Source organism: Streptomyces malaysiense, from assembly GCF_000980885.2.
GTDB classification, from domain to species: Bacteria; Actinomycetota; Actinomycetes; order Streptomycetales; family Streptomycetaceae; genus Streptomyces; species Streptomyces malaysiense.
On the sequence record NZ_LBDA02000016.1, the window covers coordinates 175,605 to 201,423 of the forward strand.

A 25,819-nucleotide genomic window follows, 5' to 3' on the forward strand; every position below is an offset into this window, starting at 1 on the left:
GCACAGCGATGGAACATCAGTTGATCAGTGCGATCGAGACGGCACTCGGGTGGAGCGGAGCCGAGGAGCTGGGCAAGGGCTTCGCGCGGGGCGGTCTGGACGACCCCGCGCTCCTCTCCCGCCTCCTGACGCCCAACCGGCTGCTCGACATCGCTATGCGCAGGAGCCTGAACCGCCCGCAGTTCCGGTGCTTCCAGAAAGGTGTGGAGGTGCACCCGGCCGTCTACTACACAGACAGCGTCAGCCCTCGGGGCCAGAGCATCCCCATGGTCAACATGCGCAGCCTCGGGAACCTCCTTCGAGAAGGCGCGACGCTCATCCTCGACCAGGCCAACGTCTTCGACCCGACGATGGAGGTCGCGTGCCGAGCGTTGCAGTGGTGGTCCCATGAGCGCGTGCAGGTCAACGCATACCTGACGACGAACGACGCCGCCGGCTTCCCCCTGCACTGGGACGATCACGACGTCGTGATCGTGCAGCTCGCGGGCGAGAAGGAGTGGGAGGTGCGCGCGGCTTCCCGCAAGGTCCCCATGTACCGGGACTCCGACCCCAACAACACCCCGAGCGACGAGATCATCTGGTCCGGCGTGATGAGGACCGGCGACGTCATGCACATCCCCCGAGGCCACTGGCACCAGGCGACCCGGACCGGCAGCGGCTCGGGGAAGAGCCTCCACGTCACGTTCGGCATCACCAAACGCACCGGCGCCAGCTGGCTCACCTGGCTTGCAGACTGGTGCCGCGAGCGCGAGATCTTCAGGCACGATCTGGACCGCTGGCACGTTCTCGACAGCGCGGCTCTGACCGAGGCCGCCACGGCACTGCTCGGCGAGCGCTCCCCGGCCGACTACCTGGCCGCGTACGAGCAGGACACGACCCTGCCTCGGCATGTGCCGTTCCTCGACATCCTCGGGCCGCTCGACGCCGTGGTGTGCACCACTCACTTCCCTCCCCGGATCCAGGAGAGCGGAGAGACCGTCGATGTCCTGGCCTCGGGGAAGAAGCTGACCCTCGCGGCCAAGGCCCTGCCGGCGCTGCGTCTGCTCCTGAGCGGTAGGCCGGTCGTGCTGGAACAGGCTGCGGCCGTCGTCGGGGCCGAGGTGGCAGAGGTCGCCGAGATCCTGGTGGAGGAGGAGATGTGCGCGGTACTGACCCCCGAGTTGTCCTCGGGCTACACCGGTCTCGTCACGAACGCCGGCTCCTGACCGCGGCGCTGGATCTGGGCGTCACCACGCTCGACACCAGCACCAACTACCTCGGCTTCCGCTCGCACCAGGTCCTGGCTCGGACAGCCGGTGATCTGTTGCCGAAGTTCACGGTCTCCACGAAGGTCGGCTACTTCCCGGCGGCCGACGGGGCGGTGCACTCCCTGGCTCCCACGCGGCTGACCTCGGCCGTGGAAAAGGCGGCCAAGGACCTCGGGCGGGAGCCGGACATGGTGTTCCTGCACAACCCGGAACACTCACTGCGGAAAGCCGTCCCGCACCACAGGGATCTGCTTGCAGCGGCGTGCGCCGTCCTGGATGACGCCAAGGAGAAGGGGCTGTGCGGCACCTGGGGGGTCGCGTCGTGGGATCCGTCCCCGCTGCTGAGCCTGGTCGACGTGACCGTGCCGAGGCCATCGGCGCTCATGGTGCGCGCCGGTTTGCTGGTCGGCGCCAGGACGCTGGACGCGGCGGACACCCTCATTGATGCGTGGAGTCTGGGTTGTGGCGAGGTCTGGGGGATGAGCCCCTTTGGGGGCAGCACGAGTGCCTCGGTGTGGGACAGGCTGGACCCGCGCCTTTTCCTCCAGGACGGCGGTCGGCTCTCCCGTATCCAGGCAGCGTTCAGAGCCGCCTACCACCTCCCGCGGGTCGACTCGATCGCCGTGGGCACCGACGAGCCGGCCCACCTGGGGGAACTCGTCGGAGCCCTGGCGGGCCAGGTGGAGGAGCGGACCGTCCAGGAGTACCGGAAGCTCCTCCGTGACCGCTCGCGTGATCAGTCAGCCTGAAGCTCCTCGATGACCTGCTCGGCCATGCGCCGCGCGCGCTCCAACCGAGGATCCTCCGGATGTGCGTACGGTCCGAGGATCTTCGAGCAGACGAAAAGCGTCATCAGCTTGCCGTCCCGACTCTCGAAGTCCCGCCTACGCTCATGCCGTACGCGATCGGCCAGAGACGGGACGGCAAGCGAGCTCGCCCACAGCGAGGCCGAGTCCAGACCCTGCGGGGCGTTACCCCAGTCCTCCCAGTCGAACAGACTGAACACCGGGGATGTGACGTTGGCCCAGTTCAGGTCGGCGTGAGCGGGCACCCAGCGCTGGACCGTCGTATCGAAATCGCCGGGAAAGACGGCTTGGATGGCCTCGGTGACCGACGCCTGGGTGATGGTTTCGGTATCGGGTGTGGCGACCCGCCTCGTCTGATGCTCTGCTAGCGCGTCCAGAGAGGCGTTCAACCGATCCCACCACTCGACAGAGAGTTCGGGGGCCTTACTCAGAATGGCGTTTCCGACCGGAGCGGCGGGAAGGAGGTCGGTTTCGTCGGCCCGCCACATCACCTGTTCGTTCGTGTCCCGCCAGACCAGGCACCCCCGCCAGGCCGGCTGGGCGACGCCGTCCAAGCGGGCGGCGCACTCCGCGCCGTTCCACCCTTGATCGGTGATCTTGTCGAGCAAGCGTCGCTCGATGCGGACCCAGGTCTCGCGGTCGGTCCGTGCTCCTACGGACCGACGCTTGCGCACCACCGATTCCGGTAGGAAACGCACCTGCAGAGACCGGGCCACGCGATCCAGAACCTCGTCAACTGGCTGCGTGCGTAGGTCAACAGTCTGACTCGCGGAGACCGAGAGCGTCATACAGGCGACCGTAGCAGCGGAGCAGCGCGAGGTAGTCAAACACGAGAAACCAACCACTACGTTCGGTTACACCCAGTACCTCACGGGAGGAGATCACATGAGCCTGTTCGCTGGGACCGCCAGCTACTACCGTGCGAGTTCCTGATCCGCTTCGGGCGGCGGAGCGGGAGGTGAGTGCGACAGCACGAGAGGTGCTTTGGAACAGGGGCAATCATGGACTCGCCAACATGCCCTGTCGAAGTCACCCGGTGCTTAGGATCGGCCTCGTGACCGCAGGGGAGCGCGTTGTCGTTGTCGGGGCTGGGGTGGCTGGGCTCACCACTGCCGTCGTTCTCGCAGAGGCCGGGGCTTCGGTGCACGTGATCGCCGAGCAGGTGCCGGGGGCCACGTCGTCGGCGGCTGGGGCGATGTGGGGGCCTTACCTGGTCGAGCCGAAGGACAAGGTCGATGAGGGGCCACGAAGTTTCCGGACAGGCATCCAATAGGGTTGTCCTGAACAAGGAAACGAGGAAGAAGTGGCGCCACCCAGTAAGTACTCGTCGGAGTTCCGTGAGGAAGCCGTCCAGATCGCATTGAGGTCCAGCAAGACGATCTCCGAAGTCGCCCGGGAGCTTGAACTGAACTCGGAGACGCTACGCGGCTGGGTGAAGAAGTATCAGAAGCAGCACAAACCGGCCCCCGATGCGGAACTGACGATGAACGAGCGGGCGCGCCTGAAGGAACTCGAACGACGTAACCGTGAGCTGGAGATGGAAGTTACCTTCCTGAAAAAAGCCGCAGCGTACTTCGCGAAGGATCCCCGGTAGCAAGCAAGTACGAGTTCATCGACGAGATGCGGCTCGACACCGAGAAGTACGCATACAGCGTCGAGTTCATGTGCGGTCGGCTCGGCGTCTCCAGATCCGGCTACTACGACTGGCGATCTCGCCCGGAATCCGCGACAGCTCAGCGGCGTGAAGAACTCAAATTGCTCATCGAGAAAGCCTTCGACATGTCCGACAGTACCTACGGGCACCGGCGCATCCAGGCTCAGCTGCACCGCTGGGGCGTCGCCGCGGGCGTGGAGCTGGTCCGCCGCCTCATGCGCGAACAGGGCCTGGTGCCCTGCCTGCCACGGCCGAAGAGGTTCAGCCTCACTCGGGCTGCGGCCGGCGAGGTGCCGGACCTCGTCGGCCGCGACTTCACTGCGGACGCGCCCGGAAAAAAACTCGTCGGCGACATTACTTATATCGCGACCGGGGAAGGCTGGCTGTACCTCGCAACGGTCATCGACTGCTGCACGAAGGAAGTAATCGGCTATGCGATGGACGACAACTATCAAACTCCACTGATATCCAGGGAAATCCGCAACGCGGCACGGAACCGGCAGCTCTCGGCCGGTGCCATATTTCACTCCGACCGCGGAAGTAACTACATGTCAGCCGAGTTCGGGAAGACGCTCGACCGGTTCGGACTCCGCAGGTCTTCCGGTCGCACCGGGATCTGTTTCGACAACGCCATGGCCGAATCATTCTTCGGCGCCCTGAAGAACGAGCGTGTATCGAGGGTGGCTTACCTGACCCGCGAAGCCGCCCGGCAGGACATCACTCGCTACATCGAATTCTGGTACAATCGCAAACGTCTCCATTCGGCGGTGGGTTACCGCCCTCCGCGCGAAGTCCACGCCGAGTACGAGAAGTTGCGAATCGCCGCGTGAAACGAACGGCCAGAAGCCTGTCCGGGAAACGCGTGGCCCCTCAGTGCCGAAGGCTTCTCCTTCTCCGGCCGGTGCGGGTGCCAGCCATCGAGAAAGGGCCGTAGTTGATCTCCGGTCGGCTCCACGTGGAAGTCGAGAGCGGCCAGGCCCTTGCCGTTCATGGTGGGGTCCAGCCGGTCGGCCTCCGCCTTCCCCCAAGCCGACCACTCTCGCAGCCTCTCGGCTTCGACGGCGTCGTCCGATGTCGCGGCGGCTTCGTCCAGAGCGCCGCAGAACACCCGGATTTCTCCGGCCACCTTCCACTGCTCCAGAGCTGTGCCGAAGCTCTCCGCCCGTACGGCGTGAACCGCCTTGATCGACGCGGCACTGATGGCCGATTCCCACTCCCGCTGCTGGCGCTCCTGCCGCTCCGCTTCCAGACGACGACGCTCCGCCTCCTGCCGCTCCCGCTCCTCGCGCAGGCGCCGCTGCTCCGCCTCCCGTTCCAGCCGAGCCCGCTCCTGCTCCTCCGCGCGCGCCTTCAGCGCCCGGAAGACCGAACCGACCTGCTCCTCCAACGGCTTCGTGGCGGTGTCGGCCCATTCCTTCTTCCAGCCGTAGCTGTGGCCGTAGCCGTAGCCCGAGTGCTGGCTGATCAGCAGTTCAAGCTCGCCGGATGGCTCGAACCTGTGCGCTGGCGTCACCCGCTGCCAGTCGTACGTGCGGCGGCCCGGCTGCTTGGGCACGTACCGGACCTGCTTCTGCCGTTCGCGGAAGCCGACCTCGTACGTCCTGCCGTGAATGGTGAGCAGGGGCCTGGGCTGCTTGGGCTTCTTGGACACAGTGATCTCGCCGTGGCGGGCGAGTGCCTGCTCGGCGAGGAGCCGGAGCAGCGAGAGGACTCGCGGCAGGACCTCCTCCGAGATCTCGAAGGCGCTGTGGTCCGCAGTGACAGCGGCGATCACGTCCTCGACATCGCTGATCACCCGGCTGCGCGCCAGCCGGATCCGGTTCCACTCGGTGTCGTCCTCACCCGACACCCTGAGCAGACCGAGGAAGAAGTCCCCCTTCGCCCGGCCGCTGTACTTCAGGTGGTACCCGTCGGGCGCACACTGCCGGGCTGCGTCGAAGGCCCTGCGATAGCGGGCTCGCTCCTGGTCGCTGGGGTTCGGGATCCGGAGGAACCGCCCAGCCTGCTGCACCTCCGCGATCAAGGCGCCCCCGATTTCCGCCGACGACGCCTGCGGGGGCTTGGCGGCGCGTTGCGGCGCCGGCTTCGTCTTGGACGGAGCTGTTTCTCGCTTCTGCGGAGGAGGGGCCGGTCGTGTCCGTTGCTCGGAACCCGCCGACCGCTGCTTGCGCGGAGCCGGTTTCGGCCGGTCCGGGTGATGGTCGTGTTCCAGGTAGAAGTGCCCCGCGTCAGTGATCTCCGCCTGCCACTTCCCGTCCTGCTTGGGCATGGTGATCAGGTGCCGCTCCTTGAGCGCGCGGGCGGTGAGAGCGAGCTCGGGGCTCTCCGACGTGACTGGGTCGGTACCGTCCCCGATACGGGTGAGGAGTGCGAGTTGCCGGTCGTTTAACGGAGACCATCGGTGCATGTCGATCGTCGTACTGTCTGAGGTCTCCTCGGCACAAGCCATGGGGTGACTCTCGCTGGGCGCGTGCGGCGCACCGCTGCTGGAGGGCGAGTCCTTCTCGCTGGGAGCCCCCGGGGAGCCGTTCCCCGAAGTCGGCCCCCAAACGGCTCCCAAGACGGGCCCGCAAAGCAAATCAGGCCCGGTGCTGATCTCTCAGCACCGGGCCTGACCTGGTGTTACGGCTGTCGGGGTGGCGGGATTTGAACCCACGACCTCTTCGTCCCGAACGAAGCGCGCTGCCAAGCTGCGCTACACCCCGATGTCACTGCTTGTCGCGGCGACGTCGTTTACTTTAGCCCACTGGGGGCCAGGAAACGAAATCCGATTCAGAGGTGGCGGCGGATCGGGGTCGGGCGGGTGTGGTCGAGGGCGACGAGGAGGGTGGCCAGGGCGTAGGTCGCGAGGCCCAGGAGGAGGGCGTTGGCCAGGGTGAGGCGGTAGCCGTGGGCGGCGGGGTTCAGGAAGGGGTAGAGGTAGGGGGCGCCGCGGGTGAGGTAGAAGGCCAGGTAGGCCAGGGGGTAGAGGAGCCAGGTGGTGGCCTGGTGCAGGTGCAGCCGGGGCGCCGGGGTCAGGAACAGCCAGTCCAGCAGGGCCGCCGCGGGGGCCACCGTGTGCAGGAGCTGGAGGGTGATCCACTGCGTGTGCCAGCGCTCCGGGGGCGTCGAGAGAGTCGTCATGGAGAACGGGGTCCGGGCCAGGAGCAGGTGGTACGTCAGCGCGGACACCAGGGCGTACAGCAGGGCCGCGCCGGTCAGCCACGACGGGAGGGCGCGGTGGGCCCGCCAGGCGCGGGACGCCGCCAGGAACATGGTCACGGCCAGGATCGCGCTCGCCTGCGTGCCGAAGTAGCTCAGCGCGTGTGCCGGGGTGCTCCGCAGCGCGGCGAGAGCCACGCCCGCCGCCGCGACCAGCGCCGTCAGCAGGCGGAACACCGCGGCCCGGGGGCGGTGGAACGGGGCCAGCACCGCCCTGGCCGGCGCCGGGGAACGCGAGAACAGGGGGGATGCCGGGACCGGGGGCAGGCCCGGGATCTCCCTGGGTATCTGGGCGGTCATGCCCTCACGCTAGGAAGGGTCGACCGTGAGGGCCATGTGGGCTACGCCAGGTGAGTTACGACCTCGGCACCAGCGTCAGCAGCGTCGCCTCCGGGGGGCAGGCGAAGCGGACCGGGGTGTAGCGGTTGGTGCCGCAGCCCGCCGAGACGTGCAGGTAGGAGGTGCGGCCCTCCGCCGTGTGCGTGGACAGGCCCTTCACCCGGTCGGTGTCCAGGTCGCAGTTGGTGACCAGGGCGCCGTAGAAGGGGATGCACAGCTGTCCGCCGTGCGTGTGGCCGGCCAGGATCAGCGGGTAGTCGTCCGCCGCGAAGGCGTCCAGGACGCGCAGGTAGGGAGCGTGGACCACGCCGAGCGAGAAGTCGTACGACGCCGTCGGACCGCCGGCCACCTCGGCGTAGCGGTCGCGCTTGATGTGGGGGTCGTCCAGGCCGGTCAGCCCGATCGACACGCCGTCGATCTTCAGGGCGCCGCGGGTGTTGGTCAGATTCACCCAGCCCGCCTCGTCGAAGCCGTCCCGCAGGTCCTCCCACGGGTTGTGGATCGCGCCGACCGCAGGCGCGTTGCCGTTCAGTCCGTGGCGGCCGCTCGCCTTCTCCATCAAGTAGCGGGCGGGGTTGCGGAGTTTGGGGCCGTAGTAGTCGTTGGAGCCGAAGACGTACGCCCCCGGGAACTCCATCAGCGGGCCCAGCGCGTCCAGGACCTCCGGGACGCCCTCCGGGTCCGACAGGTTGTCGCCCGTGTTGATCACGAAGTCCGGGCGCAGGCCCGCCAGCGAGCGCAGCCAGCACTGCTTCTTGCGCTGGCCGCCGACCATGTGGATGTCGGAGACCTGGAGCACGCGCAGCGGATGCATGCCCGGCGGCAGGACGGGGACGGTCACCCGTCGCAGGCGGAAGGAGCGGGCCTCGAAGCCCACCGAGTACGCCAGGCCGGCGGCGCCTGCCGCCATGATTCCCAGGGGAATTCCGTATCGCGCGCGCATATGACCATCGTGTCAGACCGCGGCCGCACACCGAGAACGCCCGCCCGCTAAATCGGCGGGCGTCCGACGCCCCGCACCTGAGACAATCGACCACATGACCACCACGCTCAAGTCGAAGCTCCAGGACGACCTCAACGCCGCGATCAAGGAGCGCAACGAGCTCCGCTCCTCGACGCTCCGGCTGACCCTCTCGGCGATCACCAATGAGGAGGTCGCGGGCAAGGAGAAGCGGGAGCTGTCCGACGACGAGGTCCTCAAGGTGATCACCCGCGAGGCGAAGAAGCGCCGCGAGGCGGCCGACGCCTTCGCGAAGGGCGGCCGTGCCGAGTCGGCCGAGCGCGAGAAGGCGGAGGGCGAGGTGCTCGCCGAGTACCTGCCCCAGCAGCTGTCCGACGAGGAGCTGGACGCGATCGTCGCCCAGGCCGTCGCGGAGGCCAGGGCGGCGGGTGCCGAGGGGCCGCGGGCCATGGGTGCCGTCATGAAGATCGTGAACCCCAAGGTGGCCGGGCAGGCCGAGGGCGGCCGTGTCGCCGCCGCGGTGAAGAAGCTCCTCCAGGGCTGACCCCGAGGTTCCAGGGCTGGCCCGAGAGTCGCAGGTCGTCGCAGGTCGGATCACCTGGACGGGCCCCGTGGACGGACCGAGCCGGCGGACCGAGCCGGTAGTGGTACGAGGAAGGGGCCGCACCCCCGGTCGAGGGTGCGGCCCCGTCGTCGTTCGTACCGCCGGTGCGCGTGTCTCTCGGGGACTCCTAGCGGCGGCCGCCGGTCCCTCCGACCGCCCGGCCGTTCGGCCCGCCGTTCGTCTGCCCCTGGATGATGCCGGCGGGCGGGGTCGGCACCGCGCCGCCGATGTCACCGGTGCCGCCGCCCGTCGTGCCGCCGAGCAGGCCGCCGATCAGCTGTCCGGGGCCGCCGCCGTTGGCGCCCCCCGTGGCGCCGTGCTGACGGCCGTTGCCCTGTCCCTGGTGGTTGTCGCCGGAGCCGTTGTCGTCCGGGATGTCGACCAGGTGGAAGTCCTGCACCGGCTTGCCCTCCAGGGCGCCGTTCATCATGTCGCGCCAGATCGGGCCGGGGACCTCACCGCCGTAGACCTTGGCGTGCGGGATACCGCCGATGGTGATGTTGATCATGTGGCGCCGGTGCTGCGGGTCGCCGACCCAGACCGCGCCCGCCATGTTCGGGGTGTAGCCGACGAACCAGGCGGCGTAGCGCTCGTCCGTCGTACCGGTCTTGCCCGCGCTCGGGCGGTCGCCGAGGCCCGCCTCCTGGCCGGTGCCGTCCTCGACCACGCCCTTGAGGAGCGTGCTGACGGTGTCCGCCGTCTTCTCGGACATCGCGCGCGAGCAGGTCGAACGCGGCACCGGCAGGGACTTCACCCGGCTGCCGGTCGTCTGGGTGACCGAATCGATGGCGACCGGGGTGCAGTACATGCCGCGCGAGGCGAAGGTGGCGTACGCGTTCGCCATCGTCAGCGGGGACATCTCCTGGGTGCCGAGCGCGATCGAGGGGGCCTGGTCGATCTGGCGGCCGTCGGCGCGCGCCACGCCCATCTTCTTCGCCATGTCGATCACCGGGCAGATGCCGATGTCGCTGATCAGCTGCACGTAGTAGGTGTTGACCGACTTGGCGGTCGCCTCTTTCATGCCGTACGGCCCGTGCTCCGACTCGCTCTCGTTGGTCAGCTTGGCCGGCTTGGCCGGGTCGTTGCGCCAGGACTTGCCGTCGCAGGCGGCCACCGGGCTCGGGTACGGCATCTCGTACGGCGACGAGTACTGCTGTGTCGGGGACTTGCCGCCCTCGATCGCGGCCGCCGCGACGATCGGTTTGAACGTGGAACCGGGCTGGTAGCCCGCGCCGCCGCCCATGCCCTGGTTCACCGACAGGTTGATCTGGGTCTCGTTCGTGCCGAAGCCGTACGGCCGGGACTGGCCCATGGCGAGGATCTTGCCGGTGCCGGGCTCGACGATCGTCGCGGCCGTCGCCACCTGGTCGGACTTGTAGACGTGCTCCTTGATGGACTTCTGCACGGACTGCTGGGCCTGCGGGTCGAGCGTCGTACGGATCGTCAGACCGCCCTGGTTCCACAGCTTCGCGCGCGCCTCCCTGGTCTTGCCGAAGACCGGGTCGGTGAGGAAGACCTCGCGCACGTAGTCGCAGAAGAAGCCGGCGCCCTGGACCGCGGTGATGCAGCCGTTCTTGGGCCGGCTGGGCTTGAGCCCGAGCGGCTCGCGCTTGGCCTGGGCGGCCTCCTGCGGGGAGATGTCGCCCAGTTCCGCCATGCGCTGGAGCACGACGTTGCGGCGCTTGGTGGCCTCCGCCTCGTCGTTGACCGGGTCGTAGCGGCTCGGGGACTGCACGATGCCGGCCAGCAGCGCGGACTCCTGGAGGTTCAGGTCCTTGGCGTGCTTGGAGAAGTACCGCTCGGAGGCGGCCTCCACGCCGTACGCCTGCTCGCCGAAGAAGGTGATGTTCAGGTAGTTCTCGAGGATCTTCTTCTTGCCGAGCTGTTCCTCGATCTGGATCGCGTACTTCAGCTCGCGGACCTTGCGGCCCAGGGTCTGCTGGGTGGCCTCGGCGACCTTCGTCGGGTCGTCGCCGGCCTCCTCGATGAAGTAGTTCTTCACCAGCTGCTGGGTGAGCGTGGAGGCGCCCTGCGCGACTCCGCCCTCCTGCGCGTTCTTGTTCAGGGCGCGCAGCACGCCCTTGAGGTCGATCGCGCCGTGCTGGTAGAAGCGCGAGTCCTCGATCGCGACGATCGCCTTCTGCATGTACGGCGAGATGTCCTTGAGATCGACCACCGTGCGGTCCCTGCTGTACACGCTCGCGATCTGCGCGCCCTTGGCGTCCAGGATCGTCGTGCGCTGACTGAGCTGGGGACTCTTCAGGTTGGCCGGGATCTCGTCGAAGCTCTTGACCGAGCCCTTGGCCGCGAGGCCCAGGGCACCGGCCGCGGGCAGTGCGATGCCGGCCATCACAGCTCCCGCGAGCACACTGACACCGAGGAACTTCGCGGCCTGCTGCAACGGCGACAGACCACCGCCCGAGCGCTTCTTTGGCATGGGGGCAGCCTAATCCGTACTCCTGAGCGTTTTGAGGGAGCGGCTTGCCTTCGGGATGTTCCGGAACCGGTTCGAGACCCCGCGCACCGCCTGACCTGCCTACGTTTCCATTTCCCGGACAGGCGCGCAGCCCTTGGCCTAAGCTGCTCCCAACTGTCACAGCGGTGCGGCCCCGTACCACTCCGTCCGGCGTCCCGAATCGTTGCGAACCACCCGAGTGGTGTGCGGAGGCGTGTCCGATTGCGCCTCGTGTGTCACCTGGTGCCCGCTGTGGCACACCGTAGCTGTCCTGGTTTGCCGGGATGGTCGCACATGTCGCCAGCTCACTCCCGCGGGTGATCTGCCGCTTACCCATAGTCCGTTCGGGCCATTCAAGATTGGGCCCGACGGGGGTGTTGCGCTGTGCCCACCTTCCGTAACGTCCTCAACTGGCGGCGGTGAATATGCCGCTGCCGCCGTGGGGGAGCCTCGATTCGGGAGAGGACGGCGCCGGTATGGGCTGGGTAACCGACTGGAGTGCGCAGGCTGCCTGCCGCACTACCGATCCGGATGAACTGTTCGTTCAAGGAGCAGCGCAGAACAGAGCCAAGGCGGTGTGCACCGGATGTCCGGTACGCACCGAGTGCCTGGCGGACGCGCTGGACAATCGCGTCGAGTTCGGCGTGTGGGGAGGCATGACCGAGCGGGAGCGCCGCGCACTGCTGCGCCGCCGGCCCACGGTGACCTCCTGGCGCAGGCTGCTGGAGACCGCCCGCTCGGAGTACGAGCGCGGCACCGGGTTCGTGAGCCTCGACAGCGACGAGGTCTACGAGAACTACGCGGCGGTGAGCTGAGGACCGCGGTCCGGCGCTGTTCGGGTTCGGCCGAGAGCCCCGGGCAGCCGTGTCCGCTACGACGGTTCCGGGCGCTCCGTGGGCGCGCCCGCCGCGAGGCGGTCGCCGATGTCGCGCAGGCCCGTGAGGTCGTGCACGTCGCCGGGCAGGGCGGGTACGTCGACCACCGCCACCTCGGGGTGGCGGGCGGTGAAGCGGTCGCGCGTGCGCTGCTCGCGCGCCAGGAGGTGCATGCGTTCGGCGTGCAGCCTCAGCAGGCCCTCGGCGAGCCGGTCGACGGAACGTTCCTCGTCGGCGGGGGAGCCGTCGTGGGAAGCGCCGGATGTGTCGGTACCGGTTGCGGCCTCGGATGCGTGAGGTTGTGAACTGTCGTACGTGTCGGGAGAGTTACGAAGTCCAGCTTTCCCGTCCCCCTGATCCACAATGCCGGGGTCCGCAAGATTTTCCGCGGCGTCCAGGGCCCGCTCGGCCGACAGCCGGCCGGCGCCGCTGCCGTGCACCCGGTTGAGCACCAGACCCACCAGCGGCATGTCCTCCGCGGCCAGCCGCTCCACGAAGTACGCGGCCTCGCGCAGCGCGTCCCGCTCCGGGGCCGCCACCACCAGGAACGCGGTGCCGGGCGCCTGGAGCAGCTTGTACGTGGCGTCCGCGCGGGTGCGGAAGCCGCCGAAGGTGGTGTCCATCGCCGAGACGAACGTCTGGACGTCCTTGAGGAGTTGGCCCCCGAGGAGCTTGCCCAGGGTGCCGGTCATCATCGACATGCCCACGTTCAGGAACGCCATGCCCGCGCGGCCGCCCAGCTTGGCGGGGGCGGTGAGCAGACGGATCAGTCGGCCGTCCAGGAAGGACCCGAGCCGCTTGGGGGCGTCCAGGAAGTCCAGGGCCGAGCGGGAGGGCGGGGTGTCGACCACGATCAGGTCCCACTCGTCCCGTGCCCGCAACTGGCCGAGCTTCTCCATCGCCATGTACTCCTGCGTGCCCGCGAAGCCCGCCGAGAGCGACTGGTAGAAGGGGTTCGCCAGGATCGCGGCCGCCCGCTCGCGGTCCGCGTGCGCCTCCACGACCTCGTCGAAGGTGCGCTTCATGTCGAGCATCATGGCGTGCAGCTCGCCCGCCCGGCTCCCGCCACCGCCCTTGAACGAGTCGCCGCGCGATCCCCTTCGATCTTCGGTGCCCTTGACCCGGCGGGGCACGTTGTCGAGGGAGTCGATGCCCATCGACTGGGCCAGCCTGCGGGCCGGGTCGATGGTGAGCACGACCACCTTGCGGCCCCGCTCGGCCGCCCGCAGGCCGAGGGCGGCCGCGGTGGTCGTCTTGCCGACGCCGCCGGAGCCGCAGCACACCACGATGCGTGTCTTCGGGTCGTCCAGCAGCGCGTCCACGTCGAGCACCCGGGAGGAGGTCAGCCGCCGGGCCGCCGCCTCCCGTCCCTGGGCCGCGCCGGGGCCCTCGCTCCCGTCGCGGCCCGCACGCCGGTCCTCGGCCGCCGCCTCGCGCCCCGCGGCCGCGTCCTGCTCCTCGGCTGTCATGACACCTCCTGGTCGCGCAGCTCGGCGGCGAGTTCGTACAGGCCGGCCAGGTCCATTCCCTCGGCGAGCAGCGGCAGTTCGTGCAGCGGCAGACCCAGCTCGCCGAGTACGTCGCGTTGCTCCTGCTCCAGGGCGTGGCGCTCGGCGTACTCCGCGGCCTGGGCCAGCAGCGGGTCCACCAGTTTCTCCGCGTTCCCGCCGCGCCGCGCGCCGCCGAGGCCGGCGGCCGACAGGGACCGGGCCACGGCGGAGTGGTCCACCGTCCGTACGAGTTCCAGGTCCGCGGCGTCCAACACCTCGGGCCGCACCATGTTCACGATGACCCGGCCCACCGGCAGCCGTGCCGCCCGCAGTTCGGCGATGCCGTCGGCGGTCTCCTGGACCGGCATCTCCTCCAGCAGCGTCACCAGGTGCACCGCCGTCTCCGGCGACTTGAGGACCCGCATCACGGCCTGCGCCTGGTTGTGTATCGGGCCGATCTTCGCCAGGCCCGCCACCTCGTCGTTGACGTTGAGGAAGCGGGTGACGCGGCCGGTCGGAGGCGCGTCCATGACCACGTAGTCGTAGACGAACCGGCCGGTGCGGTCCTTGCGGCGCACCGCCTCGCACGCCTTGCCGGTGAGCAGGACATCCCGGATGCCGGGCGCGATGGTGGTGGCGAAGTCGATGGCGCCGAGCTTCTTCAGGGCCCTGCCCGCCCCGCCCAGTTTGTAGAACATCTGGAGGTAGTCCAGAAGGGCCAGTTCGGGGTCTATGGCCAGGGCGTACACCTCCCCGCCCCCGGGAGCGACCGCGATCTTCCGCTCCTCGTACGGCAACGCCTCCGTCTCGAAGAGCTGTGCGATGCCCTGCCGGCCCTCGACCTCCACGAGAAGCGTCCGCTTCCCCTCGGTCGCGAGGGCCAGCGCGAGTGCGGCGGCGACCGTCGTCTTTCCGGTCCCGCCCTTGCCGCTGACGACCTGGAGCCTGCTCACGTCTTCGAGACTAACCAGTCCGGCCGACCGTCACGCGGGAGGCTGTGGATAACGGGGAGACGACGAGGGAGTGATCGGTCACAGCGGATACAGTCGGCCCATGACCAAGTGGGAATACTCAACCGTGCCGCTGCTCGTCCATGCCACGAAGCAGATTCTGGACAACTGGGGCGAGGACGGCTGGGAGCTCGTCCAGGTCGTCCCCGGGCCGAACCCCGAGCAGCTGGTCGCCTACCTGAAGCGGGAGAAGCAGGCATGAGCGCGGTCGAGGAGAAGCTGGCCACCCTGGGCCTGAGCCTGCCGGAGGTCGTACCGCCGCTGGCCGCCTACCAGCCGGCCGTGCGGTCCGGTGTCTACGTGTACACCGCGGGCCAGCTGCCGATGGTCGAGGGCAAGCTGCCCGTCACCGGCAAGGTGGGCGCCGAGGTCACGGCCGACGAGGCCAAGGACCTGGCCCGCATCTGCGCGCTGAACGCGCTGGCGGCCGTGAAGTCCGTGGCCGGTGACCTGGACCGGATCGCGCGCGTGGTGAAGGTCACCGGGTTCGTCGCCTCCGCGTCCGACTTCACCGGCCAGCCCGGCGTGATCAACGGCGCCAGCGAACTGCTCGCCGAGGCCCTCGGCGACAAGGGCGTGCACGCCCGCAGCGCGGTCGGCGTCGCGGTGCTCCCGATGGACGCGCCGGTCGAGGTCGAGATCCAGGTCGAGCTGGTTCCGTAGCCCGCCCGCACCGCCCGGCACCTCGGGTACCTCTCGAACATTCGCCCTACACGGGATAGCCTCCGGCCATGGCGAACGGTCAGTGGTACCCCCCGGAGTGGCCGGACCGCATCCGCGCGCTCGCGGACGGCACCCTCACCCCGGTGTCCCCCAAGCGCGCGGCGACGGTGCTCCTGCTGAAGGACACCGAGGCCGGACCGGCCGTCCACATGCTGCGCAGACGCGCCTCCATGGCATTCGCCGGGGGCGCGTACGCGTATCCGGGGGGCGGCGTCGACCCGCGCGACGACGACACCCGGATCCGCTGGGCGGGGCCCCCGCGCGCCTCCTGGGCCCAGCGGCTCGGGACGGACGAGGCCGGCGCCCAGGCCGTGGTCTGCGCGGCGGTCCGGGAGACGTACGAGGAGGCGGGCGTCCTGCTCGCCGGGCCCGACCCGGGCACGGTCGTCGGGGACACCACGGGCGACGACTGGGAGGCGGACCGCGCCGCCCTGGTCGCGCGCGAGCAGTCCTTCGCCGAGTTCCTGCACCGGCGCGGCCTGGTGCTGCGTTCGGACCTGCTGGGCGCCTGGGCGCGCTGGATCACCCCGGAGTTCGAGTCGCGCCGCTACGACACCTGGTTCTTCGCGGCGGTCCTGCCCACGGGGCAGCGCACCCGGAACGCCTCCACGGAGGCCGACCGCACGGTGTGGATCCGCCCCGCCGAGGCCGCCGCCGGTTACGACCGGGGCGAGCTGCTGATGATGCCGCCGACCATCGCCGCGCTGCGCGAGCTGCTGCCCTACGACACCGCCGCGGCGGCCCTCGCGGCCGCCGCCGCGCGCGACCTGACCCCGGTACAGGCCACCGCCCGGCTCCAGGACGGCGAGATCGTGCTGTCCTGGCCGGGGCACGAGGAGTTCACCAAGCACGTTCCGTCGAGTCCGGCGCCCGCCGACGCGAGCGGGGGAGGCCGCGCATGACCGCCGCGAGCGCGCTGCCCGGCCGGCCCAGGGGCACCGTCGGCTCCGGGCCCGCCACCGCGCGGGCCGTCAACGTCCTCGCGCCCAACCCCTCCGCGATGACCCTGGACGGCACCAACACCTGGATCGTCGCCGAGCCGGACTCCGATCTGGCCGTGGTGATCGACCCGGGCCCGCTGGACGAGGGCCATCTGCGCGCGGTCGTGGACACGGCGGAGAAGGCCGGCCGCCGGATAGCCCTGACCCTGCTCACGCACGGGCACGCGGACCACGCCGAGGGCGCGGGCCGCTTCGCCGAGCTGACCGGCACCCGGGTGCGGGCCCTGGACCCGGCGCTCCGCCTCGGCGACGAGGGTCTGGCCGCGGGCGAGGTGATCACCACCGGCGGCCTGGAGCTGAGGGTCGTAGCGACCCCCGGGCACACCTCGGACTCGCTGTCCTTCCACATCCCGGCCGACCGGGCGGTGCTGACCGGGGACACCGTCCTCGGGCGCGGTACGACGATGGTGGCGCACCCCGACGGGCGGCTCGGCGACTACCTGGACTCCCTGCGCCGGCTGCGCTCCCTCACGGTGGACGACGGCGTGCACACCGTCCTGCCGGGGCACGGTCCGGTCCTGGAGGACGCCCAGGGCGCCGTGGAGTTCTACCTCGCCCACCGCGCCCACCGGCTCGCCCAGGTGGAGACCGCCGTCGAGGACGGCCACCGCACCGCGGCCGACGTGGTCGCCCACGTCTACGCCGACGTCGACCGCTCCCTGTGGCCGGCGGCGGAACTCTCGGTCCGGGCCCAGCTGGAGTACCTCGGTGAGCACGGCCTGATCTAGGCTCCTCCGCCCGGCTCGGCCCGGCGTGATCCGGACGGGCGCCCTCAGGCCGCGTCCTCGGGGCGCGGACTCTTCACGCCGTGCACGCGCGCGTACTCGGCGGCGAGCCAGGGGCCCAGGTCGTCGACGTACCCGCGCAGCACCCGGGGGTCGCCCACGGGTTCCCGGCCGTACCCGGCCGCCGTGAGCAGCTGGGCGGCCCGCTCGGGGTGGTACGCCCCGCAGACCTCGGCCATCTCGCGCAGATCGCTCGTCCAGCCGTTCCAGCGGGTCATGACGAGCGTGAAGCCCGTGCGGACGAGATGGCGGGACATGAAGCGCACCAGGCGCCGCCGGGCCGCCTCGTCGCCCTCCGCTGCCGCGATCCGCTCGCGCCAGCGGGGCAGCAGCCGGGCGAGGTCGCCGTTGGTCTCGCGGGCCAGCGTGGAGTCGGGGCGGTACCGGGGCAGCAGCCCGGCCAGGTCGTCCCCCAGCAGCGGTGTGCACAGGCAGGCCAGGAACCAGCCCATGTCGTACCGCTCCGGCTCGCTCAGCAGCCGCTCCCGGCCGTACAGCAGCGATCCGACCCCGTCGATCTCCGGGAACTCCCGGTCCAGGGCCTCGCCGAGGACTCGTACGGCGGCACGGTCGGCGTCGGCCGGTTCCGCGCGCAGGACGACCAGCAGGTCCAGGTCGCTGCGGCCCACCTCGGCGGTGCCCCGGGGGACCGACCCGTAGAGGTACGCCCCGTCCAGCCGCGCTCCGAAGACCTCCGGCAGGCGCTCCCGTACGGCGGCCACGACCGGCCGGAAGGCGGTGGGCACGCGCGCGAGGGAGCCCTCACGGACGAAGAAGCCGTCGGGGCCGAGGCCGTGGGGACGCGGTGGGGCGGGCGGTACGGGCATGGGGCCACTGTGCCGTGCGGGCCGCGCCGGGGCAGCCGGTTTTCGGCGGGAGGGACGAGCAGGCCGGATCCCGGCGGGGGAGACGACTCGGGCGCGGCTCCCGGAGGAACCGCGCCGAGTCGTCGTACGGGGGGAGCGCGTCAGCGGGACCGCTTGGCCAGTCGCTCCACGTCCAGCAGGATGACCGCGCGCGCCTCCAGGCGCAGCCAGCCGCGCTGGGCGAAGTCCGCCAGGGCCTTGTTGACGGTCTCGCGGGAGGCGCCGACCAGCTGGGCCAGCTCCTCCTGGGTGAGGTCGTGCACGACGTGGATGCCCTCTTCGGACTGCACGCCGAAGCGGCGCGACAGGTCGAGCAGGGCGCGCGCCACACGGCCGGGGACGTCGGAGAAGACCAGGTCGGACATGGCGTCGTTGGTCTTGCGCAGCCGGCGGGCGACGGCGCGCAGCAGGGCGCCGGCCACCTCGGGACGGGCGTTCAGCCAGGGCTGGAGGTCGCCGTGGCCGAGGCCGAGCAGCTTGACCTCGGTCAGCGCGGTCGCGGTGGCCGTGCGCGGGCCCGGGTCGAACAGCGACAGCTCGCCGATCAGCTCGCCGGGACCGACGACGGCGAGCATGTTCTCGCGGCCGTCGGGGGAGGTGCGGTGCAGTTTGACCTTGCCCTCGGTGACGACGTACAGGCGGTCGCCCGGGTCGCCCTCGTGGAACAGGGAGTCGCCGCGAGCGAGGGTCACCTCGCTCATCGAGGCGCGAAGCTCCGCGGCCTGCTCATCGTCGAGCGCCGCGAAGAGCGGGTTGCGCCGCAGAACGTCGTCCACGAGTTCTCTCCTTGTCGACCTGCTCAGGGGATCTTTCTCCCCTGTGTGCCAGGGACCGTGTTCTCATTTTGCCGGACGGTCCAAACAGTGTGATCTGTCACAAGGATGCCGCACCGGTGTGCCGGGGTAAGCGTCAGGGGTCCAATCGGGCGCCGATCTTCGGGGTCCGGGGCGGATGTCGGCGCCGGGCTCTAGGCTGGCCGGGTGTCCAAATCGCCGGTGAGAGCACAGGCCAAGGGGGCTTAGCGGGTGGTTGTACGTCGCGATTCCGCTGTGGGCGAACAGGGCCCCGGGGGCAGTAGGAAAAGTAGAAAAAAGGCTGATACAGCGGAAGAGGCCGGTTCGGCAGGGAAGGCAGGTTCTGCCGGAAAGGCCGTATCTGCCTCGAAGGCACCCTCCGCGGAGAAGGTCACCCCGGCCGGGAAGTCCGCTTCCGTCCGGAAGGCCACCCCGGCCGGGAAGCCGGTCTCGGGCAGGAAGGTCACCCCGGCGAAGAAGGCCGTGGCCGCCGACGGGTCGGTCCCGGTGAAGAAGGCCGCGCCCGCCCGGAGGACCGCCGTCGAACCGCCGGGCGGGGAGTCCCGGACCGCCCTGGTCCGCCGGGCCCGCCGGATCAACCGCGAGCTGGCCGAGGTGTACCCCTACGCGCACCCGGAGCTGGACTTCGAGAACCCCTTCCAGCTGCTGGTCGCGACCGTCCTGTCGGCCCAGACCACCGACCTGCGCGTCAACCAGACGACCCCCGGCCTCTTCGCCCGCTACCCCGCGCCCGAGGACCTGGCCGCCGCCAACCCGGAGGAGGTCGAGGAGATCCTGCGCCCCTGCGGGTTCTTCCGGGCCAAGACCAGGTCCGTCATAGGGCTCTCCAAGGCGCTCGTGGAGGACTTCGGCGGCGAGGTGCCGGGGAAGCTGGGGGACCTGGTCAAGCTGCCCGGCGTCGGCCGCAAGACCGCCTTCGTCGTGCTCGGCAACGCCTTCGGACGGCCCGGGATCACCGTGGACACGCACTTCCAGCGGCTGGTGCGCCGCTGGCGCTGGACCGAGGAGACCGACCCGGACAAGATCGAGGCCGCGGTCGGCGCGCTGTTCCCCAAGAGCGACTGGACGGACCTGTCCCACCACGTCATCTGGCACGGCCGCCGCATCTGCCACGCCCGCAAACCCGCCTGCGGCGCCTGCCCGATCGCCCCGCTCTGCCCGGCCTACGGCGAGGGCGAGACCGACCCGGAGAAGGCGAAGAAGCTGCTGAAGTACGAGAAGGGCGGTCTGCCGGGGCAGCGGCTCAACCCCCCGCAGGCCTATCTCGACGCGGGCGGCAGGCCCGCGCCGCCGCTGGGGGCCGCGTGACGGAACGATCCCGGCGCCCTCGGCGTTGGACGACAAGGAATGACGGGGGTGGGCGATGACGTGGGCCAGTGAGGCGCGGGGCGACGCCGTGGTGCTGAACGGCCGGGGACTGCCGGACTGGCTGGCCCCGGTGGCGCGGGCGGCCGAGACCATCGAGCCCCTCCAGCTCAGCCGCTTCCTGCCGCCGGAGAACGGCTCGGGCCGCCAGTCGGCCGTGCTGATCCTGTTCGGCGAGGGGATCCGCGGCCCCGAACTGCTGCTCATGGAGCGCTCCGGCTCGCTGCGTTCGCACGCGGGCCAGCCGTCCTTCCCGGGCGGCTCCCTCGACCCCGAGGACGGCGATCCGCTGGGCGCGGGCCCGCTGCGCGCCGCCCTGCGCGAGGCCGAGGAGGAGACCGGGCTCGACCCCCGCGGCGTGCAGCCGTTCGCCGTGCTGCCCCGGCTGTACATCCCGGTCAGCCGCTTCGTCGTCACGCCCGTCCTCGGCTGGTGGCGCGAGCCCAGCCCGGTCGGCGCGGTGGACCCGAACGAGACGGCGCGGGTGTTCACGGTCCCCGTGGCGGATCTCACGGACCCCGCCAACCGCACCACCGTCGTCCACCCCAGCGGATTCAGAGGCCCGGCATTCCAGGTCGAATCGGCCCTTGTGTGGGGTTTCACGGCCGGGGTGATCGACCGGCTGCTGCATTACGCGGGCTGGGAGCGCCCCTGGGACCGGGAGAAGCTGTCCCCGCTCGACTGGAGCTCATGACAGGGTGATCCCCGTGCTGTCTCTTTCCCGGGGACGCAGGGTCCCTCCGTCCCCATGGGGACGGGCCGGACGCCTCGTCCGAGCCGCGGGAAGCGGAACGGAGTAGGCGAGGACCTGAAGCGGTGAACGTGCTGGACATCCTGTTGCTGGTCGCTGCCGTGTGGTTCGCGGTCGTGGGCTACCGCCAGGGCTTCGTCGTGGGAATCCTGTCGGTGATCGGGTTCCTCGGCGGCGGCCTCGCGGCGGTGTACGCGCTGCCCGTCGTCTGGGACGCGGTGACCGACAACGCGGAGGTGGGCACCACCGCCGCCGTCGTGGCCGTGGTCGTCGTCATCGTCTGCGCCTCCGTCGGCCAGGCCCTGACCACCCACCTGGGCAACAAACTGCGCAAGCACATCACCTGGTCCCCGGCCCGTGCCCTGGACGCCACCGGTGGCGCGCTGGTCAACGTGGTGGCGATGCTGCTGGTCGCCTGGCTGATCGGCTCCGCCCTGGCCGGCACCACCCTGCCGACCCTCGGCAAGCAGGTGCGCGGCTCCAAGGTGCTGCTCGGGGTCTCCCGGGCGCTGCCCGCCCAGGCCGACGGATGGTTCGCGGACTTCTCCTCCGTCCTCGCGCAGAACGGCTTCCCGCAGGTCTTCAGCCCGTTCTCCGACGAGCCGATCAAGGACGTCCAGCCGCCGGACCCGGCGCTGGCCGGCAGCCCGGTCGCCACCCGCGCCCAGCGCTCCATCGTCAAGGTCACCGGCACCGCGTCGAGCTGCGGCAAGGTCCTTGAGGGCACCGGCTTCGTCTTCGCCGACCGCCGTGTGATGACCAACGCGCATGTCGTCGGCGGCGTGGACGCGCCCACCGTGCAGATAGGCGGGACGGGCCGGCGGTACGACGCCAAGGTGGTGCTGTACGACTGGAAGCGCGACATCGCCGTACTCGACGTGCCGGACCTGAAGGCGGACGCGCTGAAGTTCTCCGCACCGGACGCGGCCGGGGGCGACGGCGCGATCGTGGCGGGGTTCCCGGAGAACGGCTCGTACGACGTGCGCGCGGCCCGGGTGCGCGGGCGCATCTCGGTCAACGGCCCGGACATCTACCACCGCGGCAGCGTGCGCCGAGATGTCTACTCGCTGTACGCGACCGTCCGCCAGGGAAACTCCGGCGGACCCCTGCTCACCCCTGACGGCAGGGTCTACGGGGTGGTGTTCGCCAAGTCCCTGGACGACGCCGAGACCGGCTACGCGCTGACGGCGGACGAGATCCGGCCGGACATCGCCCGCGGCCGTACGGCGAACGAACAGGTGGGTACGGACAACTGCGCGCTGTGAGCCGCGGGGCCGCTCAGTTGCGCGGGTGACGCAGGCGCACCGAGACCCAGCGGGCCCGGCGGCGCAGGATGCGCGGAATCCCCACCCGCAGTTCGCCTTCCGCGAGTTGCGGGGTGCCTCGCTGAGGCGTGCTCAGACCCGTGGCCGAGCGGCGGTTGCGGGGTGCGTCACTGTAGTCGTGCGTCCAGCCCATACCCCTGCGTGTGCCCCAGCCCCAAGGTCGATAACCGCTTGGAGGGCGGCCAATTGGCGTATGCGGCAGGCATGTGGCCGAACGGGGGACGAGTGGCGGGGAACCGGGTACGTCACGCATCGGCTCCGTCACCGCGTCGTCACCGGTCGGGCTCGGGGTCCTTCAGCCAGTTGATCAGCTCCGTCGAGAACGCCACCGGGTCCTCCTCGTGCGGGAAATGCCCGAGCCCGTCGAACAGCCGCCAGCGGTACGGCGCTTCGACATACTCCCCGGAACCGGCCGCGCTACGCGTACGGCTCACCGGATCGAGTGAACCGTGCAGATGGAGCGTGGGCACCCGCACCGGCCGCTTCATCCTGCGGTAGAACTGCACGCCGTCCGGGCGCGCCAGGGAGCGCACCAGCCAGCGGTACGGCTCGACGGAGCAGTGCGCGGTGGAGGGGATGCACATGGCGCGCCGGTACGTGCGCACCGCCTCCTCCTCCGGCGGGCGCGGCCCGGACCAGTCCCGGATCAGACGGCCCACCAGCTCCCCGTCTTCCGCGGTGAGTTGACGCTCCGGGATCCACGGCCGCTGGAAACCCCAGATGTAGGAGTTGGCGGCCGTCTGCCGGGCGTCGCGCAGCATCGCCGCGCGCCAGCGCCTCGGGTGCGGCATCGACACCACCGCGAGCCGGCGCACCAGCTTGGGGCGCATGGCCGCCGCGGTCCACGCCAGATAGCCGCCGAGGTCGTGCCCGACCAGTGCGGCGTCCGGCTCGCCGAGGGAGCGGATGACGCCGGTGACGTCCAGGGCGAGATTGGCCGGGTCGTAGCCGCGCGGTGTGCGGTCGCTGCCGCCGACGCCCCGCAGGTCCATGGCCACCGCCCGGTAGCCGGCCTCCGCGAGGGCGGCCATCTGGTGCCGCCAGGCCCACCAGAACTGCGGGAAGCCGTGGAGCAGCAGCACCAGGGGGCCGTCGCCGAGTTCCGCGATGTGGAAGCGGGCGCCGTTCGCGGCGACGTCCCGGTGGATCACCTGGTGTCCGGGCAGGCCGATCCGTACCAGCGAGGGATGAGCGGGGTCCGTCATGACGACGAGCGTGCCACAGCCTCGATGGCCGCGGGGCTGCGATCCTCGGGAAGTTCCGGGCGCGGGTGCGGCTTCGCCTTGCCGAGGACGTTCGCGGTCTCCTTCACGGAGGCGGCGACCTTCTGCGGGCCCCGGCCCTTCTTGGCCTTCTTCGCGAACACCACGCCGATCAGCGCGAGCAGACCGGCGACGATCACGTTCGCCAGGAAGGAGAGCAGGAAGCAGAGGGCGAGATTCCAGTGGCTCCAGGTGCGGATGCCGTAGGCGAGGGCGAAGTTGAGCATCGGCAGGGAGAAGACCAGGACCGCGCCCGCCATCGAGAACGCGCCACCGCTGGTCGCGCCGCGCTTCACGTCCTGCTTGAGCTGCGCCTTGGCCAGCGCGATCTCGTCGTGCACCAGCGCCGACAAATCGGTCGTCGCCGAGGCGAACAGCTGGCCGATGCTGCGTTCGGCGCCGACCGGGCTGCCGTCGGGTGCGCTCATCGCGTTCTCCCTTACGAGTTCTCTCGTGCCCCTGGGCCTTCCGGGCGGGCCGCCACCCTGCCCCGGGTCACCGTCTTGATCTGTACCGTCCCGTCAGATCATGCCGGACGGCCGCCCCCGTCGCCTGCCCCGCCCGGTACTTCCGCACGCCCGTCGCCCGTCACGGCCGTCCGTTCGGCGGCGATCCTCCGGTGTTCGGCGGCCCGGCTCTCCAGGATCCGGGCCATTCGCAAGTGGTACGCCGGGTCGTCCTCCTCGTAGATGTCGGGGACGCCGTCGAGGTCCTCGTCGCGCTCCTCCGCCTCGCACAGCCGGCGGTACTTGGCGTTGCGTATCTTCAGCAGCACGGAGGCGAAGACCGCGGCGATCAGGGACCCGGCGAGGACGGCGGCCTTGGTCTCGTCGGTGAGGAACGCGTCGCCGTCGTAGGCCAGCTCGCCGATGAGCAGCGAGACGGTGAATCCGATGCCGGCGAGCGAGGACACCGCGAAGACGTCCGCCCAGGCGAGCTCATCGCTCAGGGAGGCGCGGGTGAAGCGGACGGTCAGCCAGGTGCCGCCGAATATGCCGATGGCCTTGCCGACGACCAGGCCCAGCACCACGCCCAGCGCCTCCGGCCGGGTGAACAGGTCGCCGAGTGCCCGCCCGGACACCACCACACCGGCGCTGAACAGCGCGAACACCGGCACCGCGAATCCGGCCGACAGGGGCCGCACCAGGTGCTCGACGCGCTCGCCCAGCGAGTGCCGCTCGCCCTCGCGGGTGGTGCAGCGCAGCATCAGGCCCATGGCCACGCCGGCGATGGTGGCGTGCACGCCGCTGTTGTACATCAGCGCCCAGTTGACGACCGCGAGCGGCAGGTACACGTACCAGCCGCGCACCCCCTTGCGCAGCAGCAGCCAGAAGACGGCGAGGCCGAGGAACGCGCCGCCGAGCGCGGCGAAGTTCAGCCGTTCGGTGAAGAAGATCGCGATGATCAGGATCGCGAAGAGGTCGTCGACGACGGCGAGGGTGAGCAGGAAGGCGCGCAGGGCGCTGGGCAGCGAGGTGCCGATCACCGCGAGGACGGCGAGCGCGAACGCGATGTCGGTGGCGGTGGGCACCGCCCAGCCCCGCGTCGAACCGTGTCCGACGAGGTTGGTGACGGTGTAGACGAGCGCGGGTACGGCCATGCCGCACAGCGCGGCCACCACGGGGAGCACGGCCGCCTTGGGGTCGCGCAGGTCTCCGGCGACCAGTTCGCGTTTGAGCTCGATACCGGCGACGAAGAAGAAGATCGCGAGGACGCCGTCGGCGGCCCAGTGGGCGACCGACAGGTTCAGGCCGAGGGCGGCGGGGCCGAAGCTGAAGTGGCTGACCGCCTCGTAGCTGTGGCGCAGCGCCGGGACGTTCGCCCAGATCAGGGCGGTCATGGCGGCGAGGAGCAGGAGTACCCCGCCGACGGTCTCCGTGCGCAGGGCGTCCGCGACATAGGTCCGCTCGGGCAGGGACAGGCGTCCGAGGACCTTGCGGGCGGGGTGCGGGGTGCGGGGCGCGGTCACGATGGGGGACCTCCGGGAGCGGGCAGGACTGCGAACCTGCCGACCAGACTTCCCGGCGCACCTCATGTAGATCTTTTTGGTTTCTTGACTCTTTGGTTACTTTACCTAAGTTCTCGGACGAGGGAAAGGCGAGCGCGGCCGGTGGGCCCTGGCGTACGGAAGGGGCGCCCGGCGGTGCCGGGCGCCCCTCGTGAGCCGAACGGGATCAGTCCTCGCTGGGGGTGGTGGGGAGTTCGGCCTGGATGAGGTCCATGACGCTGGAGTCGGTGAGGGTGGTGACGTCTCCGAGTTGGCGGTTCTCGGCGACGTCGCGCA

25 protein-coding genes, 1 tRNA gene and 1 pseudogene are annotated in these 25,819 nt (G+C 70.4%); 13 read left to right on the forward strand and 14 right to left on the reverse strand.

Annotation, left to right across the window (positions count from 1 at the left end; all coding sequences use genetic code 11):
* Nucleotides 1-8 precede the first annotated feature (8 nt).
* Complete coding sequence (locus tag VT52_RS08805; RefSeq protein WP_046422083.1) at nt 9-1,205, forward strand: JmjC domain-containing protein; 1,197 nt, start codon at nt 9-11, stop codon at nt 1,203-1,205.
* Nucleotides 1,139-1,996 (forward strand): aldo/keto reductase, encoded by an 858-nt coding sequence (locus VT52_RS08810; protein WP_046422084.1) that lies wholly within the window; start codon nt 1,139-1,141, stop codon nt 1,994-1,996. The genes VT52_RS08805 and VT52_RS08810 overlap by 67 nt, the downstream gene beginning before the upstream one ends.
* On the opposite strand, the gene VT52_RS08815 is transcribed toward VT52_RS08810, so the two are convergent.
* Nucleotides 1,984-2,841 (reverse strand): hypothetical protein, encoded by an 858-nt coding sequence (locus VT52_RS08815; protein WP_046422085.1) that lies wholly within the window; start codon nt 2,839-2,841, stop codon nt 1,984-1,986. The two genes, VT52_RS08810 and VT52_RS08815, sit on opposite strands and share 13 nt — an antisense overlap.
* Nucleotides 2,842-3,107: 266 nt before the next feature.
* Here VT52_RS08815 and VT52_RS08820 point away from each other — a divergent pair.
* Together VT52_RS08820 and VT52_RS08830 are read left to right on the forward strand one after the other, a co-directional pair.
* Nucleotides 3,108-3,305, forward strand: a pseudogene (locus VT52_RS08820) (FAD-dependent oxidoreductase); the annotation flags it as partial.
* Nucleotides 3,306-3,356: 51 nt separating this feature from the next.
* Nucleotides 3,357-4,537 (forward strand): IS3 family transposase gene (locus VT52_RS08830; protein WP_107481270.1). Its coding sequence is split into 2 segments (ribosomal slippage): nt 3,357-3,621 and nt 3,621-4,537, totalling 1,182 coding nucleotides; the frame shifts between segments, so codons are not numbered across the junction.
* On the opposite strand, the gene VT52_RS08835 is transcribed toward VT52_RS08830, so the two are convergent.
* From VT52_RS08835 to VT52_RS08850, 4 genes are all read right to left on the reverse strand, one after another.
* Nucleotides 4,480-6,114: a PE-PGRS family protein gene (locus VT52_RS08835; RefSeq protein WP_240509691.1), complete on the reverse strand. Its 1,635-nt coding sequence runs from the start codon at nt 6,112-6,114 to the stop codon at nt 4,480-4,482. The genes VT52_RS08830 and VT52_RS08835 overlap by 58 nt on opposite strands.
* Nucleotides 6,115-6,338: 224 nt before the next feature.
* Nucleotides 6,339-6,412, reverse strand: a tRNA-Pro gene (locus VT52_RS08840).
* 67 nt (nt 6,413-6,479) lie between these two features.
* The gene (locus tag VT52_RS08845) at nt 6,480-7,208 is read right to left on the reverse strand and encodes a Pr6Pr family membrane protein (RefSeq protein WP_046422089.1); all 729 of its coding nucleotides are present in this window, start codon (nt 7,206-7,208) and stop codon (nt 6,480-6,482) included.
* A gap of 55 nt (nt 7,209-7,263) precedes the next feature.
* Nucleotides 7,264-8,190: a metallophosphoesterase gene (locus VT52_RS08850; RefSeq protein ID WP_046422090.1), complete on the reverse strand. Its 927-nt coding sequence runs from the start codon at nt 8,188-8,190 to the stop codon at nt 7,264-7,266.
* Nucleotides 8,191-8,284: 94 nt separating this feature from the next.
* On the opposite strand from VT52_RS08850, the gene VT52_RS08855 reads away from it, so the two are divergent.
* Nucleotides 8,285-8,752 (forward strand): GatB/YqeY domain-containing protein, encoded by a 468-nt coding sequence (locus VT52_RS08855; RefSeq protein WP_046422091.1) that lies wholly within the window; start codon nt 8,285-8,287, stop codon nt 8,750-8,752.
* 187 nt (nt 8,753-8,939) lie between these two features.
* Here the strand turns inward: VT52_RS08855 and VT52_RS08860 are convergent, their stop codons facing one another.
* Complete coding sequence (locus VT52_RS08860) at nt 8,940-11,249, reverse strand: transglycosylase domain-containing protein (RefSeq protein ID WP_206306467.1); 2,310 nt, start codon at nt 11,247-11,249, stop codon at nt 8,940-8,942.
* 494 nt (nt 11,250-11,743) lie between these two features.
* Here VT52_RS08860 and wblA point away from each other — a divergent pair, with 494 nt between their 5' ends.
* On the forward strand, nt 11,744-12,082 hold the full coding sequence (gene wblA / locus VT52_RS08865) for a transcriptional regulator WblA (protein ID WP_046422093.1): 339 nt from the start codon (nt 11,744-11,746) through the stop codon (nt 12,080-12,082).
* A gap of 56 nt (nt 12,083-12,138) precedes the next feature.
* Here the strand turns inward: wblA and bagB are convergent, their stop codons facing one another.
* Together bagB and bagA are read right to left on the reverse strand one after the other, a co-directional pair.
* Nucleotides 12,139-13,611, reverse strand: coding sequence for an ATPase BagB (gene bagB, locus VT52_RS08870; RefSeq protein WP_079174926.1), 1,473 nt, complete (start codon nt 13,609-13,611; stop codon nt 12,139-12,141).
* Nucleotides 13,608-14,585, reverse strand: a complete 978-nt coding sequence (gene bagA / locus VT52_RS08875; RefSeq protein WP_046422094.1) for an ATPase BagA — start codon at nt 14,583-14,585, stop codon at nt 13,608-13,610. The genes bagB and bagA overlap by 4 nt, the downstream gene beginning before the upstream one ends.
* Nucleotides 14,586-14,685: 100 nt before the next feature.
* Between bagA and VT52_RS36815 the strand changes: the two genes are divergently transcribed.
* The 4 genes from VT52_RS36815 to VT52_RS08890 all read left to right on the forward strand — a co-directional run bounded on the left by VT52_RS36815 (nt 14,686) and on the right by VT52_RS08890 (nt 17,094).
* On the forward strand, nt 14,686-14,844 hold the full coding sequence (locus VT52_RS36815) for a Sp36 family protein (RefSeq protein ID WP_018547934.1): 159 nt from the start codon (nt 14,686-14,688) through the stop codon (nt 14,842-14,844).
* Complete coding sequence (locus VT52_RS08880) at nt 14,841-15,305, forward strand: RidA family protein (protein WP_046422095.1); 465 nt, start codon at nt 14,841-14,843, stop codon at nt 15,303-15,305. The genes VT52_RS36815 and VT52_RS08880 overlap by 4 nt, the downstream gene beginning before the upstream one ends.
* 68 nt (nt 15,306-15,373) lie before the next feature.
* Complete coding sequence (locus VT52_RS08885) at nt 15,374-16,267, forward strand: NUDIX hydrolase (protein WP_046422096.1); 894 nt, start codon at nt 15,374-15,376, stop codon at nt 16,265-16,267.
* Nucleotides 16,264-17,094, forward strand: a complete 831-nt coding sequence (locus tag VT52_RS08890; RefSeq protein WP_046422097.1) for an MBL fold metallo-hydrolase — start codon at nt 16,264-16,266, stop codon at nt 17,092-17,094. The genes VT52_RS08885 and VT52_RS08890 overlap by 4 nt, the downstream gene beginning before the upstream one ends.
* 44 nt (nt 17,095-17,138) lie before the next feature.
* On the opposite strand, the gene VT52_RS08895 is transcribed toward VT52_RS08890, so the two are convergent.
* Nucleotides 17,139-17,978, reverse strand: coding sequence for a nucleotidyltransferase domain-containing protein (locus tag VT52_RS08895; RefSeq protein ID WP_046422098.1), 840 nt, complete (start codon nt 17,976-17,978; stop codon nt 17,139-17,141).
* 140 nt (nt 17,979-18,118) lie between these two features.
* Complete coding sequence (locus tag VT52_RS08900; RefSeq protein WP_014674022.1) at nt 18,119-18,793, reverse strand: Crp/Fnr family transcriptional regulator; 675 nt, start codon at nt 18,791-18,793, stop codon at nt 18,119-18,121.
* A 249-nt stretch (nt 18,794-19,042) separates the two neighbouring features.
* On the opposite strand from VT52_RS08900, the gene nth reads away from it, so the two are divergent.
* The 3 genes from nth (at nt 19,043) to VT52_RS08915 (ending at nt 22,213) form a co-directional block, all read left to right on the forward strand.
* Entirely contained in the window at nt 19,043-20,140 is a 1,098-nt protein-coding gene (gene nth / locus VT52_RS08905; protein WP_420856271.1) for an endonuclease III, read from the forward strand.
* 55 nt (nt 20,141-20,195) lie between these two features.
* Nucleotides 20,196-20,891 carry an NUDIX hydrolase gene (locus VT52_RS08910; RefSeq protein WP_046422100.1) on the forward strand — a complete coding sequence of 232 codons (696 nt, stop codon included), beginning with the start codon at nt 20,196-20,198 and terminating at the stop codon, nt 20,889-20,891.
* A gap of 122 nt (nt 20,892-21,013) precedes the next feature.
* Complete coding sequence (locus VT52_RS08915; RefSeq protein WP_046422101.1) at nt 21,014-22,213, forward strand: MarP family serine protease; 1,200 nt, start codon at nt 21,014-21,016, stop codon at nt 22,211-22,213.
* A 13-nt stretch (nt 22,214-22,226) separates the two neighbouring features.
* Here the strand turns inward: VT52_RS08915 and VT52_RS38655 are convergent, their stop codons facing one another.
* The 4 genes from VT52_RS38655 to nhaA all read right to left on the reverse strand — a co-directional run bounded on the left by VT52_RS38655 (nt 22,227) and on the right by nhaA (nt 25,504).
* Complete coding sequence (locus VT52_RS38655; protein ID WP_079174927.1) at nt 22,227-22,406, reverse strand: hypothetical protein; 180 nt, start codon at nt 22,404-22,406, stop codon at nt 22,227-22,229.
* Between the two features lie 139 nt (nt 22,407-22,545).
* Nucleotides 22,546-23,478 (reverse strand): alpha/beta fold hydrolase, encoded by a 933-nt coding sequence (locus VT52_RS08920; RefSeq protein WP_046422102.1) that lies wholly within the window; start codon nt 23,476-23,478, stop codon nt 22,546-22,548.
* A complete protein-coding gene (locus VT52_RS08925; protein WP_046422103.1) occupies nt 23,475-23,963 on the reverse strand; it encodes a phage holin family protein in 489 nt (162 codons plus the stop codon). The genes VT52_RS08920 and VT52_RS08925 overlap by 4 nt, the downstream gene beginning before the upstream one ends.
* 98 nt (nt 23,964-24,061) lie before the next feature.
* Entirely contained in the window at nt 24,062-25,504 is a 1,443-nt protein-coding gene (gene nhaA, locus VT52_RS08930) for a Na+/H+ antiporter NhaA (protein ID WP_046422104.1), read from the reverse strand.
* Between the last annotated feature and the right edge of the window lie 315 nt (nt 25,505-25,819).

What these genes read in the sequence shown, in the direction of transcription:
- VT52_RS08805 (WP_046422083.1), top strand. Translation starts at nt 9, where the DNA reads ATGGAACATCAGTTGATCAGTGCGATCGAGACGGCACTCGGGTGGAGC.
- VT52_RS08815 (WP_046422085.1), bottom strand. Translation starts at nt 2,841, where the DNA reads ATGACGCTCTCGGTCTCCGCGAGTCAGACTGTTGACCTACGCACGCAG.
- VT52_RS08835 (WP_240509691.1), bottom strand. Translation starts at nt 6,114, where the DNA reads ATGCACCGATGGTCTCCGTTAAACGACCGGCAACTCGCACTCCTCACC.
- VT52_RS08845 (WP_046422089.1), bottom strand. Translation starts at nt 7,208, where the DNA reads ATGACCGCCCAGATACCCAGGGAGATCCCGGGCCTGCCCCCGGTCCCG.
- VT52_RS08850 (WP_046422090.1), bottom strand. Translation starts at nt 8,190, where the DNA reads ATGCGCGCGCGATACGGAATTCCCCTGGGAATCATGGCGGCAGGCGCC.
- VT52_RS08855 (WP_046422091.1), top strand. Translation starts at nt 8,285, where the DNA reads ATGACCACCACGCTCAAGTCGAAGCTCCAGGACGACCTCAACGCCGCG.
- VT52_RS08860 (WP_206306467.1), bottom strand. Translation starts at nt 11,249, where the DNA reads ATGCCAAAGAAGCGCTCGGGCGGTGGTCTGTCGCCGTTGCAGCAGGCC.
- wblA (WP_046422093.1), top strand. Translation starts at nt 11,744, where the DNA reads ATGGGCTGGGTAACCGACTGGAGTGCGCAGGCTGCCTGCCGCACTACC.
- bagB (WP_079174926.1), bottom strand. Translation starts at nt 13,611, where the DNA reads ATGACAGCCGAGGAGCAGGACGCGGCCGCGGGGCGCGAGGCGGCGGCC.
- VT52_RS36815 (WP_018547934.1), top strand. Translation starts at nt 14,686, where the DNA reads ATGACCAAGTGGGAATACTCAACCGTGCCGCTGCTCGTCCATGCCACG.
- VT52_RS08880 (WP_046422095.1), top strand. Translation starts at nt 14,841, where the DNA reads ATGAGCGCGGTCGAGGAGAAGCTGGCCACCCTGGGCCTGAGCCTGCCG.
- VT52_RS08885 (WP_046422096.1), top strand. Translation starts at nt 15,374, where the DNA reads ATGGCGAACGGTCAGTGGTACCCCCCGGAGTGGCCGGACCGCATCCGC.
- VT52_RS08890 (WP_046422097.1), top strand. Translation starts at nt 16,264, where the DNA reads ATGACCGCCGCGAGCGCGCTGCCCGGCCGGCCCAGGGGCACCGTCGGC.
- VT52_RS08895 (WP_046422098.1), bottom strand. Translation starts at nt 17,978, where the DNA reads ATGCCCGTACCGCCCGCCCCACCGCGTCCCCACGGCCTCGGCCCCGAC.
- VT52_RS08910 (WP_046422100.1), top strand. Translation starts at nt 20,196, where the DNA reads ATGACGTGGGCCAGTGAGGCGCGGGGCGACGCCGTGGTGCTGAACGGC.
- VT52_RS38655 (WP_079174927.1), bottom strand. Translation starts at nt 22,406, where the DNA reads ATGGGCTGGACGCACGACTACAGTGACGCACCCCGCAACCGCCGCTCG.
- VT52_RS08920 (WP_046422102.1), bottom strand. Translation starts at nt 23,478, where the DNA reads ATGACGGACCCCGCTCATCCCTCGCTGGTACGGATCGGCCTGCCCGGA.
- VT52_RS08925 (WP_046422103.1), bottom strand. Translation starts at nt 23,963, where the DNA reads ATGAGCGCACCCGACGGCAGCCCGGTCGGCGCCGAACGCAGCATCGGC.